We start from the raw sequence: 20,381 nt of genomic DNA on the forward strand, positions 1-20,381 counted from the left end.
TCCGTTATGCTATTGAGAAAATGTGCAAGGAAAAGAAAAGTTTAAATCACTTCGATTATAAAAACACGAAATTTATTTCTCTAAACTTGAAAGGATTCATATATTTGCCACCTAACAGACAAATACAAGCAACGCCACAAAACTTAAAAGAATTTATAAATCTTAACTCTAACAAAAACCGACATCCATGAAGCATATTAATCTCCAATCCGTCATTGAAGCTTATAGAAATCTAGAATCTTCATTGTTCCAGAAATTAATGAATAGCTACGGAATCATTGTAGGAGGATTAAATGGCATTAAAGATTATGAACTTGATGGCATAGAAGGACTGATAAACAATATATTTAAACATACAGCCGACATTACGGTCACCAGCAATTACTATCTAGGCTACTCAATTCCTCAGATAGGAAAAGAATTCGACTTACTCCGTTTTGGCACCAACTACCTAGTCAACATTGAAATAAAAACAAAAAGTTCACCAGAAAAGATACTAAAGCAACAAGTAAAAAATAAATATTATCTCAGTTTCCTAGAAAAAGAAACTCATATTTATACTTATGTATTAAATGAGAACAAATTATACAAACTCATGATAGACAAAAGTGGGCCTATTACCAGAGAAATCGACTTTCATGAGCTATGCGATGATTTATCATCACAGAAAATTATGTACCTGAATCACATTGATGAGGTATTCGAACCTTCTAATTATCTGATTTCTCCATTCAATTCTACTGACAGATTCATAAACGAAGAATATTTTCTCACTATACAACAAGAAGAAATATGCAAAGCCATACAAAAGCAATTAGCCGATAAAACCACAAACTTCATCGCACTTACAGGAGGAGCAGGTACAGGCAAGACACTCTTAACTTATCATATCGCCAAAAAAGTAATTCAAGTTGGTCATGAAGTACTTATATTGCACTGTGCCCAACTTAATGCAGGTCATGAACTATTAAAAAATAAATACAAATGGCATATACATATGCCTAGATATGCTCCCAGTTTTTCTGATTATGATTTAGTTATCATCGATGAAGCTCAACGTATGCGACCAGAGCAGTTTAATAAATATACGGAAGAAATAGGTACATTAAATATAAAATGCATATTTTCCTACGATGAAAAGCAATATTTGAGCGACAACGAAAAAGAATATAATTTAAAAAAAAGGATTGAAGAAGAACTATCATGCACTCCATACATATTGACAAACAAAATACGGACAAACAAAGAAATTGCGTTTTTTATAAAACAACTTTTCGATTCTCAAACAAATATTCCAGGCATTACATATCCACACATTGAGCTTACATATTGTAAAGACTACTTTTCTGCAAAAATATTGCTACAAACTCTGCTAAATGAAGGATGGGAAATTCCTAGTTATACACCTGGAACACGTTCTATTTTCGATTATGAAAAATACTTTCCCAGTAACAAAATGTGTGCACATTCTGTGATAGGGCAGGAATTTAACAATGTGGCCATTGTAATTGATGAACATTTCAAATATACAAAAAACGGAAAGCTAACGGCCAGTAACCAATATTATTCACAAAGGCAAATGTTATACCAAATTATTACTCGAGCCCGAAAAAGACTTCATATCATTGTGGTCAACAATGCTTCTATGCTAGCACGATGTATAGAGATTCTTAATAAATAATGTACTAAAAACAGGCCAACCTCAAAATCGAGATTAGCCTGTCTTTTTTAATTTTATCGTCCTCCTGCCGGAAGATTCTTCAAGAAATAATCTGTCATAGACTTGCGAAGGTGATACGTGGTGCCTTCCCGCTCACTGATGGAATGTGAACGCATGGGATAGGATAACTGATAAAAGACCTTACCATGCTTCACCAGTTCATTCACCAACATCTCACAACTCTGGTAATGCACATTGTCGTCACCCGTACCATGAATAAGCAGCAGGTTACCTTTCAGCCCCTCTACGTATGTAATAGGAGAACCCTTACGATAACCTTCCGGATTTGCCTGCGGTGTATTCATGTAACGTTCCTGATAAATCGTGTCATACAACCGCTGGTCGGATACGAAGGCAATGGCAATACCCGTACAGAATACATCCGGATAGCGGAACATACAATTCAATGTCTGGCTGCCTCCTCCGCTCCAGCCTGTAATACCGATACGGGAAGTATCAATGAATGAATACTGACGGGCCAAGTCCAGAATTCCTTGCGCCTGGTCTTGCGAAGCAAAAGTTCCTACCTCTCCATAGATACACTTTCTCCATTCCCGTCCGCGAGGAGCCGCAGCCCCACGGTTCTCAATGCTGACTACAATATATCCCTGATTAGCCAGGTACTGATGCCACAGGTCACCTCCCTGCCATACATCCTGCACCGTAGAGCCGGCAGGTTCACCGTACACATCAATGATGACCGGATATTTCTTCGACGGATCAAAATTAACGGGCTTGATCATCCATGCATCCAGTTGCAGGTCTCCGGAACGGGTTTTGACAAACTCCTTCGGACTCAACTGAAGTTGCTGATACTGCGATGCAGCTTCCTCGTTATTTTCAATGACCGACACCGTTTTATGAGAAGGCAAGGCCACCATCTCTATCCGAGGAGGAGTCACAGAGTTGCTGAACGTATGTACCGCATATTTCCCGTCGGGAGACAAATCGTACCGATGCTGTCCCTGCTCATCCATCGGACTGAGGCGTTTCACTTCACCCTTTCCTAACAACTCGGCAGAATAAAGATACCGCTGGGTATAATTATCGGGTGAAGCAATGAAATAGACGAGACCTTTCTTCACGTCCATGCCCACCTGTTCGATAAAGTCGAACTCCCCTTTGGTAATGGGCTGAACATCTTTTCCGTCACGACTTACACGGTAAAGATGACGCCAGCCGCTTCGTTCACTCTGCCAGGTAAAGTAAGTATTATTCTTCAGCCAGGTCACCTGATCATTTGTTTCCACCCATGCGGCATCTGTCTCTGTCAGGATATTCTTCGGAGCACCGCCTCCAATGGTAGCAATCCACACCTTGTTCGTGTTCTGCGGACGGTTCATCTGCTGAATAAACAAATCATTGCTTTCCGGTATAAAATCCATTCGCATGATATAATTCTGACGAGGGTCACCGGGCAGATCAATCCATGTAGTCTCTCCACCGGAAGCTGCTACGTATCCCACCTTAACCGCCGAGTTCGTAGTTCCGGCCTTCGGATAAGGGAAACGAAGGATTTTCGGATAAAGCGAATCGACATTGTTGATAATGTCAAACCACCCAGTACCTTCTGTATCGCTTTGCCAATAGGCTATGTACTTGCCATCGGGACTCCAGCGGAAGCCGTCACGGCAAGAGAATTCTTCCTCGTACACCCAGTCGAATGTACCGTTCACAATCGTATTACTTCCGTCGCGGGTCAACTGTACAACCTTTCCGTCGGAAACATACTCCACATAGATATTGTTTCCGCTGACATAAGCCACACGTGTACCATCGGGCGAGAATTTGGCAAACATCAGACTGCTCTCTGGCAACTGTGCTCCTAATTGCCTCAACTTGCCCGTTTCCATGTTCAATACCCAATAGTCTCCGCGCGTATCATACCTCCAGACACGCCGTGTATTGGTATATACCAAAACCTGCTTATGGGAGGTGTCAAAACTAAAACTACGGACAGACAACGTGTCGGAAGTACCCGGCTTTACGAACATGGAAGCAGGAATAAGTACCTCACGCTTGTTCTTACCGGGCGTATACGAAACGATGTCGTATCCCCCAGCCGGATTTTTCTCCTTCTTTGAATAACTGTTCCCCTCTGAAAGCCAGTTTACCCGGCTTTCGCCCTTCGTGACAATCAGACCTCCGTTCACCACTTCCTCCAAGGTTGGTACATGCTGTGCATAGGATGAGAAGGCGGTCAGACAACACAGAGCTAAAAAGATGCTTTTTGTGTTCATCTACGCATTAATTTATGGTTGATTAAAATAAACTTGTAAGATATGCCAAAAGTACAACTTTTCAGCACACAAACGGAACAATCTGACATAAAAAAACGTACTTGCACTTCTTCGAGAAACGCAAGTACGCTATTATTAAACACATGAACCTCAAATCTTCCTTTTCTGAGGCTTTTTAGAATTTTACCAAAATACGGAATACCTTACCCGGATTCACCGCCCAGCCTTCCATGGCTTCCGATGCATTTTCGGGTGACACAATGCTTGAAATCAATTTTTCTACCGGACAATTTCCTGTTTTCATATAATGTATTACAGCACGGAAATCAGCTGGCAATGCGTTTCGGGAGCCACGGATGTCCAACTCTTTCTGTACAAAGTATTTCGTCTGAAATTCTACCCCGCTCTTGGCATAACCGATACATACCACGCGTCCCGTAAAGCTGACCTCATCGACCGCCATCACGTAAGTGGCCGGACTGCCTACCGCCTCGATTACCACATCGGCTCCCAAGCCGCCTGAATATTCCTGCACACGTTCATGCACATTCTCCGTGCGTGAATTGATGACATACGTAGCTCCTACCTCACGAGCCAGAGCCAATTTCTCGTCATCCAAATCGACGGCAATCACGGTAGCTCCACGCAAGGCGGCACGTACAATGGCTCCCATACCAACCATACCACAGCCTATCACCATTACTATCTCATTGTCAATCACCTGACCGCGTGACACCGCATGAAAGCCCACGCTCATCGGTTCAATCAACGCACAGTCACGTGAAGAGATGCCCTCTGCCGGAATCACTTTCGACCAGGGAAGCACCGCATATTCACACATCACGCCGTTACGCTGTACGCCCAACGTCTCATTGTGTTCGCAGGCATTTACCCGCCCGTTCCGGCACGAGGCACATTTTCCACAATTCGTATAGGGATTCAGTGTCACATTCATGCCCTTCTTAAAACTCTCCGGTACGCCCGGTCCTACGACATCTATTACCGCACCAACTTCATGTCCCGGAATGACCGGCATTTTCACCATCGGGTTCCGCCCCAGATAAGTATTCAGGTCAGAACCACAGAAACCTACATATTCAATCTTTACCAATATTTCCCCAGCCTTCAGTTCAGGCTTCTCAATCTCTACGACCGCCATTTTCTGGGGAGCTGCAATTTGAACCGCTTTCATTTTCTTGTTATTTTTATTTTCAGATAGACTATTTTCAATCCAATACCTTGTATCCTCTCCACCCGTAATAGGCGCAAAATAAGAAACAAACCATCGGAACTACATACGCCAGATGATACATCTGTTCATTAACGTGCATCAGATAAGCCGTAAACTGGGGCAGGCAAGCATTACCCACTATCGACATCACCAGAAAAGCAGAGCCACTTTTCGTCTGACTGCCCAAATCTTTCAGTGCCAATGAAAACTGGGTAGGATACATGATGGACATGAAGAACGAAATGCCCAGCATGGCATACAGACCAATCCAGCCTCCACACACGGCAACTACGGCACAAAGCAGAATATTCACCAATGCATAGACCAGCAACATATCTTGCGGACGGAAACGAATCATCAGTCCGGTACCAATCCATCGTCCCAGCAGGAAAGCCAGCATATACAAACCGAAATAGGTGGTAGCTTCCGACTCCGAAATTCCGGCATACGAACAGCAATAGACTAAAAACAGGCTGTTGATAGCCGTCTGTCCGCCATTATAAAAAAACTGTGCAATGACGCCCCACCGCAGATGCGACCGCTTCCATACACTGAAATCAATCAGTTTTTCCTTAGAAGTGCCCCGCTGCCCTTCATCTCCAATCTTAGGCAACCTAGAGAAAATAAAGATTCCCGCAATAACCAGCAGCAATACCGCCAATGCCAGATAAGGAGTTTTCATAGCATCCGTCTCAAACTGGATATAGGCTTCCCATCCGCCCGGATAATCTGCCGGAAGCGTTTCACGCGTATAGTGCGTGCCACTCAATATCAGTTTACTCAAAAACATGGCTGCAATGAAAGCTCCGAGCCCGTTAAATGACTGCGCCAGATTCAGTCGTTGAGGAGCTGTAGCCGCATCACCTAAAGCCGTTACGTACGGATTGGCTGCGGTCTCTAAAAAACACATCCCGGTAGCAATAACAAAGAAGATGCACAGATAAGCCCAATATTCCTTCAACATGGCAGCCGGAAAGAACAACAGACCACCTGCTGCCGCCAACACCAAGCCGAAAATAATACCAGCTTTGTAGCTATACCGCTTCATGAACATGGCTATCGGAATCGGGAAAATAAAATACGCCAGCCAGTAAGCTGTTTCCGTAAAGGACGCTTCAAAGGTATTCAGTTCGCAAGTCTTCATCAGCTGCCGAATCATGGTAGGCAGCAGGTTACTACTGATAGCCCACAAAAAGAAAAGGCTGAAAACCAGTGCAAGCGGCAGTTTATAGCTATTATTATTTTTCATCATTTCCCCGTTTTTTTATTCCGACATATTCTTGATGTAAGGAAGTTCCGACAGATTATGGAAGCCATAGAAACTGCGGGCATTTTCTCCTAAGAAGAGGGCTTTCTCTCTTTCCGTCAACTCTGCGGACTTACTCACAAAGTCGTACGACATGCGGTAGGTAATGGCCGTAATGGTACGCGGATAATCCGACCCCCACATCAGTTTCTCAAAGCCGACCAGCTCGGCAGCCTCACGGATGGCTCTTACCGCCCCCTTAAACGGATAAAACTCGTCATTGAACAACCAGGTAATTCCTCCCGATTCAATACGTACATGAGGATGACGCGCCAACTTAATCTGTTCCTTCCACTGAGGACGAGTTACCATACCAAAATGCCCGATGGCCACCTTCAACTTAGGACACTCCTGAATTACCTCCTCCAGTTCGCCCACCTGTGTATCCCCATCGGCCATATCAATAGAAAGCAGCACCCCGTTCTGCTCCATCAGATGGAACATCTGCATCATTTCCTCACCGTTCAGTCTTACACGCCCTTCCTGAAGCAGCAAGCGCTGTGCAGGAATCTTAATCCCCTGGAATCCCCGTGCAATAAGCTGACGCGCCTGATCCAGATAGCCCGGCTTACGGAACTCACACATTCCGCATACAAAGAAACGGTCGGGATAACGGGCCGCAACCTCAGCCAAATAGTCATTCTGAAAACCGTCAATAAACTCTTGTGTCACCACGGCCGCAGACACCTGTGCATAGTCCATGTTAGATAAGAACACTTCTGCACTGTTTACTCCATCGGTCATGAACGGGGGAAGCATCTGTCTCACTTCCCCCATGAACAATGACCTTCCATTCTCCAAGGTGCGGATAGGCAGTCCCTCAACCACCGTATCCTGCTTCAACCACAAATGAGAATGTGCATCGATTATTATAAACCCCATATACAAATTCCTCCTTTAAGAATTAGCCCAACTTACACGGAACTGGTCGCCGATAATTTCACGCACTTCACGCACCAAAATTTCATCCATCGGCTCCTCTATGTAAGCCACATTCTTCTTCACATTCTGCGGATTGGCCGTACTGAACAATGTCGTAGCAATGCGCGGATTGCTCACAGCATACTGCATGGCCAGTTTTTCTATCGGATAATTCTTACTCTTACAATGCTCCATAGCCTTTCGGCAAGCCTCTACCAACGGCTGAGGAGCCGGATGCCATGACGGTACACCTCTTTCGGTCAGCAATCCCATAGACAATGGAGAGGCACTGATTACCCCAATACCTTTCGACTCAAAATAGTCCAGAAAATCGACCAGCTTGTCATCGCACAAGCAATAATGACAGAAGTTCAGTACCGACTCTACCGTCCCTGCCAGTGAATGGTCAATCACCCACTTCAGGTTCTCCAGTTGCAGGTCGGTGATACCCACATGGCCTACTACCCCTTTCTCTCTTAACTCCACCAAAGCCGGCAAAGTCTCATTAACCACCTGATTCAAGTCGGCAAACTCAATGTCATGCACATTAATCAGGTCGATATAGTCCACATGCAGGCGTTCCATACTTTCGTACACGCTCTCCGTAGCCCGCTTCCCGGAATAATCCCAGGTATTTACCCCGTCTTTTCCATAACGTCCTACCTTCGTAGAGAGATAATACTTGTCGCGAGGAATCTCCTTCAGGGCCTTTCCTAATACCGTTTCAGCCTTATAATGTCCGTAATAAGGAGACACATCAATAAAATTCATCCCCAAATCAATGGCGGTAAACACCGCTTCCAATCCTTCTTTTTCTCTAATGTCATGGAAGACTCCCCCCAAAGAAGAAGCTCCGAAACTCAAAGAGGATACCTTCATCCCCGTCTTTCCTATTTCATGGTATTCCATAGTGATAACTTTTTAAGATTCATACAAATAAAACAGACGCTCCATCAACTGCCATTTCTCGGCAGAGCTGCTTCCCTGCACACATTCCTGAAAACGCGCTACATAGTCTTCCCATTCTGTCTGTCTGGGCAACTGTGCCAGGCGTTTCATCGCGCTATCCCAGTCAAAATCAAGCGGTGCTTCCACAATCATGAACAGCTTGCAGCCTACGATATAGATTTCCATTTCCAATATCCCCACTGAACGGATTCCCGCCCGAATTTCCGGCCAGGCTTTTTCACGACTATGTATCTTCCGGTATTCCGCTATCAGTTCCGGATTATTTTTCAAATCCAATGCCTGACAATACCGCTTGACGGGCATACCGTACTCTTTTACTCTATATCCTTCCATCTTACCACATTTTATTATTTCGCGATTCGCAATACGGGAGCAATCTGATTCAACGGCTGTGCAGGAAGCGTAACCGACAAGCCTTCGGCGGTACGGACAAAATCGACTTTACCGTATCCCAATAATTCCACCTTACGAATCTTTCCCTCATAAAGTTTACTGTCTGCAGCCAGTGACTTGATGTTTACCTTTCCGTCTGCCGGCCATGCCAGCACAGTAGCATACAAATACTTCGGAGTCTGTGTGAAACGGATTTCCTTTGCTCCTGCCTGACTGTAAGAACCTTCATTGAACCCCTGAGCATTGAGCGGAATATCTTCCTCCGCAATCGGACCTTCCCCGAACACAACCCACGGACGAGTATCATAAATAGCTTCCTTGTTAATGTTCATCCATGCCCCAAATTCATTCAGGATTTTCTCTTCTTTTTCATCGAAAGTTCCATCTGCACGCAGAGGTACGCTCAGCAACAGATTTCCATTCTTACTCACAATGTCTACCAACAGTTTAGCTACGTATGCCGCTGATTTATATTCGTTTTTCTCGTAAATAGACGTATTGTAATGCCATCCGCCAATGCAGGAGCATGACTGCCACGGCTGATCGATAATTTTATTGGGAGCACCGCGCTCTACGTCCCACACCAGTGCTTTTCGCTGATTTTCATCGAGAATCTTACCAAACATCACCGCTTCCAGTTTCCCTTTGTGAGTAGCCATATTGTGGTTGTAGAAATGAGCTGCAATCTTCAATCCCGCGTCACTCACCGGATAGAAAGGTGCTACTGTCACATCAAAATACAGCAAATCGGGGTTATAGCGATTGATCACATCGAGTGTACGATTATAGAAGTTTGTACAATATTCCTGGCTCGGCACACAAACTCCATTGCCCCATGCCCACTGACGGTGAATCATTCCGTTGTCCCAGCTGTTCTCACTCAATGGATGGTTCTGTGCATACAAATCCTGCGGATCATATCCTTCCCACCATTTTCCTTTTCCGTCTGCCTTGGTCAGTTTTCCATCGTATGGAATTCCTTTCTTCGGACCTTTCGTGTCATGACGCTGAGAAGGCTCATACCAGCTCCACGCATGGTCGGCATGCAAGCTGACTCCAAAATACAATCCGTATTTTCTTGCCGCTTTCTCCCATCCGGCCAGAATATCTTTCTTCGGCCCCATATTCACTGAATTCCAGGGCTGATACTTACTGTCCCACAAGTCCATGTTATCATGATGATTTCCCAAAGCAAAAAAGTACTGGGCACCTATTTTCTTATAAAAGGCTACCAGCTTGTCCGGATCCCAGTTTTCCGCCTTCCACAAGGGAATAATATCCTTGAAACCCACTTCCGACGGGTGTCCGTAGTGTTTTACATGATATTCATATTCACGAGTACCCTCCATATACATGGAACGAGCCATCCAGTCGCCTGAACCTTCCACACACTGCGGCCCCCAATGGGCCCATATACCAAATTTCACGTTACGGAACCATTCCGGCACCTGATAGTTTTCCAATGAACTCCATGTGGGTTCGAACTTTCCTTTCATCATCGGTTCATCCTGTTCCGATACCGGTACCTGATAAGTCTGTGCCGACAATCCGGCCATGGATAAAAATAAAGAAGCTAATAAGAGTCTTGTTTTCATAAGTATTATTATCTGACAATTTATATAAACAAATGTACGGAGAATAGCCCCAAAAGAATAGGATTAAAATGAGAGTTTATAGGCTAATATCGACAAAAGGAGTATTTTAAATAATTTTACTGGTACAATATCGATTTTTATCGGATAAAAGATTTATCAAAAATCATCTACACGAAAAATAATTATTACTTTTATGGCAAATTAATAATCTATACCTATGAATCTACAAGTAGAACAAATGCACCCATTAGTCCTGAACGTAGGATTAGCTGTTCACAATGCAGATTGGAACTGGAAAAATGTAAACAGTCCATTTACACGTCTATATTACGTTACGGAAGGAAGTGCTCAAATAGAACTTCCTGATGGAATATATACGTTATCACCCAAACACATGTATTTCATCCCTGCGTTTACTATTCATACCAATATTTGTAAGTCTAATTTCGTACATTACTACTTGCATATTTACGAAGATCATTACTCAGATAACGACTGGTTAGACCATTGGAAATTTCCCGTCGAGATAGAAGCAACAGATTTAGATTTGGCTCTATTCAAACGCTTATGTGAAATTAACCCGCACATGACTCTGCAAAAGTCCGACCCTACCACATACGACAACAATCCAACACTCATGCAGAATCTTATAAAAAACAGACAACGGGCATTTTGCGATAAGGTAGAATCGAGAGGAATCGTATTCCAACTGCTATCTCGTTTTTTTAAACAAGGACAATCCAAAATTGAAATGGAAGATAACCGGATAGCTAAAACTGTTTTATATATCCGTAAACATCTCAATGAGGCCATTGAATTGGAAAAACTCGCAGAAATCTCTTGTCTTTCCAAAGACCATTTTATCCGCCTTTTCAAAAAAGAATTAGGAACCACACCTTTACAATATATCAACCAAAAGAAAATAGAAAAAGCTCAGCTCCTACTAATCACAGAGGAACTGGCAGTCAAAGAAATTGCCTTTCAACTGGCTTTTGATGATTATTCTTACTTCAATCGTTTATTTAAAAAAACAACCGGCGTTACTCCCCAAGAATACCGCCGGCTATATTGAAACTAAAAATTAATTAGTTATATCCTTCATTCTGTTCCAGGTTCTTATTGACATTTCTTTCACTTTGCGGAATAGGGAAATATCGGTTATGGGCAGCCCATGTACGTTTCTCAAACTGATAATACATATTTTGGTCTACCGGAGAGGCTGCAGAACCACTTCCACGGTAATTAGGAGCACTAGGGTCATCCGAAAGTTTGACTCCTGTAAACGTATGGTTCAACTCCTGTTCTGCAATTCCCCAACGAAGTACATCAAAATACCTAAATCCCTCAAAAGCCAACTCTACCCGTCTTTCCTTACGAACTGCCTTACGCACATCCTCCTGAGTCGGCAAATCACCTTTTTGATATCCTGGCAATTTCACGCGATTACGTATATCATTGATTGTCAAATCAAGCACTGTTTGATCAACGGCACCTGGATTAGATTCATTCAACGCTTCCAAGTAACTCAATAGCACCTCAGCATAGCGCATAAGAGGAGTATAAGTAGGCGTTGAACCTAAATTATTCGTTATGGAAGGATCACAACCTTTCTTTGGGCAATAACCATTAAACAACGGAAAACGATTGTAACTATCTGCCGTATTAGGTCCTTGGAAACAATTATAAGTTATATCATTATATTTTGTTCCAGGATAAGAGCCCAACGGAGGAAGGAAAACAGAAGCATACAATCTTATTTCACGGTTTGCATAAGGATCATTATCATCATACACACCTGAGTTATCAATATCTTTTCCATCCGTACAGAAATACTCTTTTACCAGTTCATTATAAGGAGCAAACTGATGCCAGCCACCATAAGCACATTCCGGATACAGATATTGATAGCGGGAATTTGTAAATTTATCCGCAATACCCATGATACAGAAAATAGTCTCAGGACTATATTCTCCTCCTATCTGGAACAACTTTTCATAACTCTCATCTCCGTTTCTGCGATCAAGCTGATAGCTGCCTGAAATAATTACTTCATCCAGAATGTCAGCGGCATCTCCCCATCGGTCCTGAGCCAAATACAAACGAGACAACAATACTTTAGCCGCACCATTTGTCAGACGACCATATTCTTCTGCATCATAACTGTCCGGAAGAATTCTGGCAGCTTCCTTCAAATCAGTTTCCACCTGGGCATACACATCTGCCTGTGCTGTCTGCTTAATCGTATTAGCCTCCTCCACAGTTAACTGTGCAAGTGGCATAGGAACATCTTTAAAATAAAATGCCAGATTAAACAAGAAATAAGCACGTAAAGTTTTTACTTCTGCACTCCATTTTTCTCTAGTATCTTCATCCATTGGACATTTCCCGACATTAGCCAGAAAATTATTGTATTTTGCAATCTGTGTATAGGCATTCTTCCAATACCACTCAATATTGCCATTCGTCGCAACTGTATTGGAACTGGCCATCAGAGTAGTAAAATTCTCTTTTTCCGTACCGTTGCCTCCAGCAAAATCAAGGTACAACAATCCTTGAGGAGTTGCAAAATCATCATGGGACCAACCTGTCTGAAAGCGGTAACAACCTACCAATGCCAGATAAGCATCATTCTCACCTGTCCAGAAAGTATTGTCCGAGATAGCAGAAGGAGGATTTTTCTCCAGCAAATCCGAACAGCTGACAAGCACACCAGACAAAGCCAAAGAATAAACTGACAACTTGGCTATATGTAATATTTGTAATAACGGTTTCATATCTTTATAAATTTATAGTAATTAGAACTTGAAGTTAAACCCAAACGAATAAATGGCTGTAATAGGATAGTAAGAAGGAGAATCACCTGTTCCAATTTCATTCTCAGGATCCCATCCCTGATAGAAACTGTTAAAGCTGAAAAGATTCTGACCACTTACATATACGCGCAACTTCTCAATACCAATCTTCTTGGTCCATGCCTGTGGCAAGGTATAGCCAAGCTGCAAGTTTTTCAAACGCAAGAAGCTTGCATTGCGTACCCAGTAATCGGAGGTCTGCAGGTTCGGATGGTTCATATTCATCGTTTCTATGCGAGGATATTCTGCCCATTTATCTGGATTCTCTTTTGTCCAGCAGTTTTCAGCCTGCCATCTTTGAATCTGGCCACCATTATAAAACGCATAAGCCATATAAGAACCTATCTGACGCTGATAGCCGCCTAATCCCTGGAACAGTGCGGAGAAATCAAAGCCTTTGTAAGAAGCCGAGAGGTTCAAGCCATAATAGAACTTGGGAGTAGTACTACCCAATACTGTACGGTCATATTCAGCATCCACCTTTCCATCAGGTACACCGTCCGGACCACTAATATCCTTATAACGTATATAGCCCGGTTTCAAGTCACTCTTTCCTACTAACTGTTCAGGAGCCGCATCAATTTCTGCCTGATCAACGAACAATCCTTCTGTCTGATAGCCATAAATAATACCTATCGGCTGTCCCACAATACGGTTGTTGTTGATTTCTTCTGTTGCCCCATTTGCCAGTTCTTCCACCGCATTCTTTACCCATGTAAAATTCGGCGCAATACTAAACTGGAAATCTCTGCCAATACGTCCGTTATAACTTAAGTTTACTTCAATACCTTTATTGGATACTGCACCTACATTCGATTCACTCACATTCTGCCCAAGAATACCTGCTTTTTCAACCGGTGCAAGAATGTCTGAAGTGTATTTATAGAAATATTCAATACTACCATTTAACGTATTATTGAACAACCCGAAGTCCAAACCCACATTGGTGATAGCTGTCTTTTCCCAGGTAAGATCCTGGTTGCGGTAAGTAGAAACATAAGTACCGGGGACCAAAGTGGCTGGATTACCCAACGGATAATTATGATCCAGATCGTATGTCTGCTGATAAGGATATACTCCGATATTCTGGTTACCCAGTACACCATACGATGCACGCAGTTTCAAGTTATTGACAACCTCACCTGCACGCGTATTTTTCCAGAAATTTTCTTCAGAAATTCTCCATCCTGCAGAAACTGAAGGGAAAATGCCCCAACGGTTATCTTTCGCAAAACGGGAAGAGCCGTCATAACGCAGGTTAGCCTCCAGCAAATATTTATCCTTAAACGCATAGTTCACACGACCGAAGAAAGAAACCAAGGCATACTCTTCCAAAGAACTGCTGTTTGTGGCAGTTGATGCATCACCGGCTCCAAGCTGATACAGGGCATTATTAGGGAAGGTATTGCGATAACCCTCCAGACCTTTATTGGAGGTCTGTTCTACAGAGGTACCGGCTAGAACCTTCAAGTCATGACTGCCGAACGTCTTTTCATAATTTACTAAAGCTTCCAGAATGGTATTGGTATTATTTGATGTCCAGATATTCAATGTAGAAGGACCGACCGTCTTATTTTCATCAAAATAAGTCTCTGCACGATAAGTCTTATCATATTTAGTCCAGTATGTTACGCCAGCTTTTCCGGTCAGTGACAATCCTTTAATCGGAGTATCCCATCTCAATTGTCCGGAAGCATTTATATTACGGCTGACATTCTCCACAAACGATTCACTTGCCAGCCAGGCTTCCGGACTATAATTATCCTGATACCCAAAGCTTCCATCAGATTTCTGTCCTGCATAGATAGGAGCCTCACGGACTGCATAACCTATTATACCGTCAATGCTTGTCGGCTCACCGTTCGGCGCATTGTATTTGTTATTGTAAGCATTGATATTCAAACTCAATGTAAGAGACTTGCTTAACTGGCTTCTCAAAGAGAACAAAGCAGTCATGCGTTCATTAGACGTCTTAGCTGTAAGTCCTTCCTGATTTCTATAGCCGATAGACAGATTGTAACTTGTCGTCGCATTTCCTCCCTGGATGCTTACATTATGCTGGTGCTGGAAACCTGAACCGCTTTCCAACAGCCACTTCAGATGATTCACATTCGGATAGTTGTCCGGATCAGAGCCATCTTTATATTTCTGTATCTGCTCCGGCAAATAAGCATCCTGCTTACCCATGTTCTGCATGGCCATATTATAATACGTAGCATATTCCCAGGACGGAAGAAAATCGGGAAGTTCAGTTGCCCGCTGCCAGCCAAATGAATTGTTATAGGTTACAACAGTTTTTCCCTGTGCACCTTTCTTTGTTTCTATCAGAATGACTCCATTCGCAGCTCTGTTACCATAAATTGAAGCAGAAGCAGCATCCTTCAAGAAAGAAATACTTTGAATATCATTGGGATCTACATCATCCAGATTACCAGACAAACCGTCTATAAGTACCAACGGATCTGTACCAGCACTGGAGAAAGTACCTGTTCCACGAATCTTTACATTTGCCCCCGTACCAGGACGTCCAGAATTCTGTACAACACTCAGACCTGGTGCCAAACCTGCAATAGCCTGAGCAGTACTCATCACCGGCTTGTTCATCAGATCCTCACTGGTAACTGCAGAAACGGCACCGGTCAAATTCACTTTCTTCTGGGTTCCATAACCCACTACCACAACCTCATCCAACAATTCGGTATCTTCCTTAAGAACGATTCGCATTATTTTGCCCGAAACTGCAGGAATTTCCTGTGAAGCATACCCCACATACGTCACACGCAAAATGTCTCCTGGATTAACTGACAAAGTAAAATTACCATCTAAATCACTTACAGTACCATTGTTTGTATTCTTTACCAGAATACTTACCCCGATCAAGGGTTCTCCATTTCCGTCTGTAATGTGACCTTTCACACTGTTTGTTCCTTGTCCCCATGCAATGGAACTCACACAACAAGCAAAGAGTAACATAAATACTCTCAAGGCTTGCCACATTTGCCTAATAGAATTGTGTTTCATCTTTATTTAGATTTAAATTATACAATGCAAAGTTAATTATTCATACAACCCGAATATAGGATTAAAGTATCTTTCAATAATACAAAATCGACATTATTCAAACCTAAAAACGATAAAATATTGACAAAATCGACATTTCTTGCAATTTATCGACAAACGTGTTTTAGCTACTACTAAATGTTCCTACTCTATCTTCCAAACTACTCTACAAATTCTCTATCTTGACTTTGCATATTCTTTGTTTCACAGTGCGAGATTTGTATTTCACACTGTGAAATATATATACCACACTGTGGTTTTTATATCCCACAGTGTGAAACAGAGAATTGACCGTTTAATTTCAGTTTTTATACAAAAGCATTCCTCAAAATGACCAATAATTCTCTATCTTTTATACCGTCACTGCAATCACCCCTGAAAAACACACAAAAAATGCCTGACGCTCATTCTAAAAGCATCAGGCATTCTCCACGTAAATACAAATAGCCTAACTATAACTCAATCAAGACTAACCTTCATCACAAATCCTCCACGCGGCAGACAGTCCACCTCATGTACAGCTTTCTTCAAACCAGAAAGCATCTGTATATCAAACTGATTACGTTCTTCTCCATCGGCATACAAAGTGATTTCTTTGACAGGTTCCTGAATAAAGCTCAAATCCACAACAAGCGATTTCTTCTCGTTTGTTCCGTTCAAGCCGGCAATATACCAGCAAGCACCACTCTTCCGGGCAAGCACCACATAGCTGGAAGGATAACCGCTCAGCAATTTCGTATCGTCCCAAACGGTGGGAAGCGAAGAGATAAACGAACGTATTTCAGCTGGTTGGGCATGGTATCCTTCGGGGCGGTCGGCCAAATGCTGCAAGGCAGATTCAAACGCAACCAGCAGAGCCAGTTCATGCCCGTTCGAAGTGATATGTGGATGCTGAGAGTCTGTAAAAGTACAAGGAGTATAGTCCATCGGGCCCACTACATTACGCGTAAAAGGCAACGTACAATTATGCCATGCCGCACTGTCGGTCAGTGTCTCCTTATTATTATACCATTCTGCTCCATATACTCCTTCCACCGACATCATGTGAGGATAGGTGCGCTGCCAACCTCGCGGAATAGGAGCTCCATGAAAGTTTACCATCAAATGATATTTAGCCGCATCCTCCAGAATGTCCACAAAATAATTCATCGTAGATATACTGTCCTGGCTAAAGAAATCTACTTTTATTCCTTTCACACCCATGGACTCAAGCCAGGCAAATTCTTTCTGGCGCATGTCCGGCTTGTTCAAACGGTACAAAGGACCGAACGAACACCACGCGGTGGAAGAATTATACCATAACAAAGGAGCAATATTCTTCTGTTTTGCATAAGCCAAGGCATCTTCCACATTGCCGCCGTTCCCCATTTCATCCCATTCCGCATCAATCAGCATATAAGGAAGGTGAAAATCTGCTGCAAAATCAATATACTTCTTTATCAGCTGATAATCTCTTGAACCGTGATTGTAAGCCCAGTAAATCCATGAAACGACTCCCGGCTTAATCCAGGAAACATCGCTCATACGACATGGTTCACTGACATCTGTCACCAAGGTAGACTCTACCACATCAGCCAAAGAACCGATAATGGCCACGCGCCAAGGTGAACACCATCTGCCGGAAACGTTGGTCGGTTCTGCCATCTCCACTTTGTAGCTCGATGCACTGGAGGCATTGTTCAGCCATGAACCACAATTACCTTTCGCTACATTCGCTTCTGAGATAAGGGTAAATACAGAATCTGCCACTTCAAACAATGCCGGGAATCCCCATTGTGCTGCAGTATATCCCTGCACACGTCCTTTATTTTTCAGATAGAAGTCTTCATAGGCCTGATTCAGTTTCTGTGTCCATCGGGTAATTCCTTCCTGAAAGACAAAAGCTGTGGTTTCATCGGTCACACATATCTCTTTTGCCGACTGAGGAAACACATAACGAAAAGCTATACCGTCATCATATACCCGAAGTTCCAAATCCAGCGATACGTTCTGAGCGTTCTTGAAATGAAATACCTGCTGATATCCTTCATTCGTGCAATGACGGTGTTTACCCGTTATCATGGTATAATCCTCACGTATAGGAGTCACGGCGGAAGAAGACACATAATCAAATTCGTCTCCGGATGTAGGCTGAAGTTGAAGTCCTATATTCTTTAACTGAACTACCGGAACCGAAGCATCTCCTTTTTTATAAATCACACGCAATCCTTTCGCCGGATTATCCCAGCTCACTCCTATTTTCTTATTAGGAGAGTATAAATCATTACCTGCTTGCACTGTCATACCGAAAAAGAATACACATACTACTAAAAGAAGGCATGCTTTCCATGAATTAGAAATTAATTGTCTGTACATAATTGTTTATTCGTTTTTATTGGACTACAAAATTATCCGTTCTTTCAGGAAACAAATTGCATAAAACCGTTTTATACAGGACAATATCGATATACAAAGAGGACATAAACAATTTTTACCCCTAAAAAGTTCTTATTATATGCTGAAAAAGCGACTTTTTGCACATACTTGTGCCCTTTAACAAAACAGGACAATATGCAACAGAGCTTGATAAAGAGGAGATAACAATATAATTTTATATAAAACTTCCCCTAAAAGCGAGGAATCGAGGAAAAACTTTCTACTTTTGCAACTTGTAATTAAAAGAACTCATTTGCAGATGAAAATAAAGTTTTTGCCATTGATTGCAGTACTCTTTGCTGCAACATCTATAATGACATCGTGTTTGGACAATGATGTAGAACAGATTACGTATACCTCAGAAACCAGTATTACAGGATTTTCACTGGGAACATTGCACATTGACCGTGTAGGAAAAGATAAAAATGGTTTAGATAGTCCTTATGTAGATACACTTGATTGTTCTAACTATCCATTCACCATTGACCAAATCAATAGAACCATCACAAATAAAGACTCACTCCCCGTAGGAACCTACATAGATAAGGTTATTACCAGTATCACATATGATGCGGGAATGCTAGCCTACAAACCCAAAGGCTCCGAACGTGATACCATCTGGACATCAACTGACTCTATCGATTTTACTGACCCGGTGGAATTTAAAGTGTATGCATATAGTGGTGTAGAAGGAAAACCTTATACAATTACCATTAACGTACATAAGCAGGAACCGGACACAATTTCATGGAAGAAATTTGATACCCAACTATTCAATGCCGGAAATTTAAGTGAACAGAAAGCTGTATATGCCAACGGAAAGGTATATGTATTCGGAAAGAATGGAAACGGTACTCATATTGAATACTCAGATGTTTCAAATGACAATCCTACATCTTGGGTAGCAGTTACAAAAAATGTACCTGCAGACATCGATACTTATTCTGCCACTGCATGTGCAGAATACATCTATTTCCTGGCAGGAACTAATAAGCAACTTTACAAACTGGATGTAAATAGCAATGAAATTACTTCTGTAGGCAGAGAAACATTTGAAATGCTGATAGGAGGAAATGACATAAAAAGTGAACTTTACGCTGTAAAAGAGGGGGAAAAAGGTAGAAAAAGTGGTATATATAAAGAAAATACATGGACAGAAGATGCCAACCCATTCACACTGTTCCCGGCAGGTAAACCTTTCTTCTCCAATACAACTACTGCGTCTTACAACAGCGATATTACCACAACAATAGCACTCTGCAATAGTACTACTGCTAATGATACGGCAGCATTGGTATTCAATCGTATATCAAGTGACAACAAATGGGAAAAAAGAATGCAGAACCTGCCGCTTCCTAATTTGGAAAATGTCACCATGATTTACTATGACGGAAAGTTGTATGCTTTCGGTGGTGGTTACGGAGAAATCAAGCCTTTCAGCCAGTTCTATTGCTCTACCGACAACGGACTTTGCTGGAGACCTGTAACGGAATGTATGGCCTTCCCTGCAGAATTCAGTGAACTTTATACCGCACATAGCAAAAATTACTCATGTGCCGTAACTCCGAAATTGGAGAGCGAAACATCCAGAGGTAATTTTATCTGGATTGTGTGGGAAGATGGAAGTATCTGCAGAGGACGCATCAATCGGTTGGGATTTACTCCTAAATGGTAATCTA

The 20,381-nt window shown here is 42.5% G+C and carries 14 protein-coding genes; 4 read left to right on the forward strand and 10 right to left on the reverse strand.

Annotated features, from left to right (window positions below; translation table 11 throughout):
- Window positions 1–191, forward strand: a 191-nt coding sequence (locus tag DXD04_RS16795) for a hypothetical protein (RefSeq protein ID WP_220444617.1), incomplete at its 5' end; no start/stop codon positions are given.
- Entirely contained in the window at window positions 188–1,681 is a 1,494-nt protein-coding gene (locus DXD04_RS14960) for a DNA/RNA helicase domain-containing protein (protein ID WP_117673991.1), read from the forward strand. The genes DXD04_RS16795 and DXD04_RS14960, both read left to right, overlap by 4 nt.
- Before the next feature lie 53 nt (window positions 1,682–1,734).
- Here DXD04_RS14960 and DXD04_RS14965 read toward each other — a convergent pair whose 3' ends face one another.
- The 7 genes from DXD04_RS14965 to DXD04_RS14995 all read right to left on the reverse strand — a co-directional run bounded on the left by DXD04_RS14965 (window position 1,735) and on the right by DXD04_RS14995 (window position 10,375).
- Window positions 1,735–3,960, reverse strand: a complete 2,226-nt coding sequence (locus DXD04_RS14965; protein ID WP_117673992.1) for a S9 family peptidase — start codon at window positions 3,958–3,960, stop codon at window positions 1,735–1,737.
- A gap of 175 nt (window positions 3,961–4,135) precedes the next feature.
- Window positions 4,136–5,152, reverse strand: coding sequence for a zinc-binding alcohol dehydrogenase family protein (locus DXD04_RS14970; RefSeq protein WP_117673993.1), 1,017 nt, complete (start codon window positions 5,150–5,152; stop codon window positions 4,136–4,138).
- Window positions 5,153–5,186: 34 nt separating this feature from the next.
- Entirely contained in the window at window positions 5,187–6,440 is a 1,254-nt protein-coding gene (gene fucP / locus DXD04_RS14975) for an L-fucose:H+ symporter permease (RefSeq protein WP_117674006.1), read from the reverse strand.
- Window positions 6,441–6,455: 15 nt separating this feature from the next.
- Window positions 6,456–7,379, reverse strand: coding sequence for an amidohydrolase family protein (locus DXD04_RS14980; RefSeq protein WP_117673994.1), 924 nt, complete (start codon window positions 7,377–7,379; stop codon window positions 6,456–6,458).
- 15 nt (window positions 7,380–7,394) lie between these two features.
- Complete coding sequence (locus DXD04_RS14985) at window positions 7,395–8,327, reverse strand: aldo/keto reductase (protein WP_117673995.1); 933 nt, start codon at window positions 8,325–8,327, stop codon at window positions 7,395–7,397.
- Window positions 8,328–8,339: 12 nt separating this feature from the next.
- Window positions 8,340–8,720, reverse strand: coding sequence for an L-rhamnose mutarotase (locus tag DXD04_RS14990; protein WP_117673996.1), 381 nt, complete (start codon window positions 8,718–8,720; stop codon window positions 8,340–8,342).
- Window positions 8,721–8,734: 14 nt separating this feature from the next.
- Window positions 8,735–10,375 (reverse strand): alpha-L-fucosidase, encoded by a 1,641-nt coding sequence (locus tag DXD04_RS14995; protein ID WP_117673997.1) that lies wholly within the window; start codon window positions 10,373–10,375, stop codon window positions 8,735–8,737.
- A 217-nt stretch (window positions 10,376–10,592) separates the two neighbouring features.
- On the opposite strand from DXD04_RS14995, the gene DXD04_RS15000 reads away from it, so the two are divergent.
- On the forward strand, window positions 10,593–11,447 hold the full coding sequence (locus DXD04_RS15000) for an AraC family transcriptional regulator (RefSeq protein ID WP_117673998.1): 855 nt from the start codon (window positions 10,593–10,595) through the stop codon (window positions 11,445–11,447).
- A 13-nt stretch (window positions 11,448–11,460) separates the two neighbouring features.
- Here DXD04_RS15000 and DXD04_RS15005 read toward each other — a convergent pair whose 3' ends face one another.
- The 3 genes from DXD04_RS15005 to DXD04_RS15015 all read right to left on the reverse strand — a co-directional run bounded on the left by DXD04_RS15005 (window position 11,461) and on the right by DXD04_RS15015 (window position 18,642).
- A complete protein-coding gene (locus DXD04_RS15005; RefSeq protein WP_117673999.1) occupies window positions 11,461–13,149 on the reverse strand; it encodes a RagB/SusD family nutrient uptake outer membrane protein in 1,689 nt (562 codons plus the stop codon).
- 21 nt (window positions 13,150–13,170) lie between these two features.
- Window positions 13,171–16,200: a SusC/RagA family TonB-linked outer membrane protein gene (locus DXD04_RS15010; RefSeq protein WP_373103799.1), complete on the reverse strand. Its 3,030-nt coding sequence runs from the start codon at window positions 16,198–16,200 to the stop codon at window positions 13,171–13,173.
- 546 nt (window positions 16,201–16,746) lie between these two features.
- Window positions 16,747–18,642: a glycoside hydrolase family 97 protein gene (locus tag DXD04_RS15015; protein WP_117674001.1), complete on the reverse strand. Its 1,896-nt coding sequence runs from the start codon at window positions 18,640–18,642 to the stop codon at window positions 16,747–16,749.
- Between the two features lie 319 nt (window positions 18,643–18,961).
- Between DXD04_RS15015 and DXD04_RS15020 the strand changes: the two genes are divergently transcribed.
- Window positions 18,962–20,377 carry a BamI family beta-barrel-assembly machinery protein gene (locus tag DXD04_RS15020; RefSeq protein ID WP_147330771.1) on the forward strand — a complete coding sequence of 472 codons (1,416 nt, stop codon included), beginning with the start codon at window positions 18,962–18,964 and terminating at the stop codon, window positions 20,375–20,377.
- Window positions 20,378–20,381 lie beyond the last annotated feature (4 nt).

This window comes from Phocaeicola plebeius (assembly GCF_003437535.1).
GTDB classification, from domain to species: Bacteria; Bacteroidota; Bacteroidia; order Bacteroidales; family Bacteroidaceae; genus Phocaeicola; species Phocaeicola plebeius_A.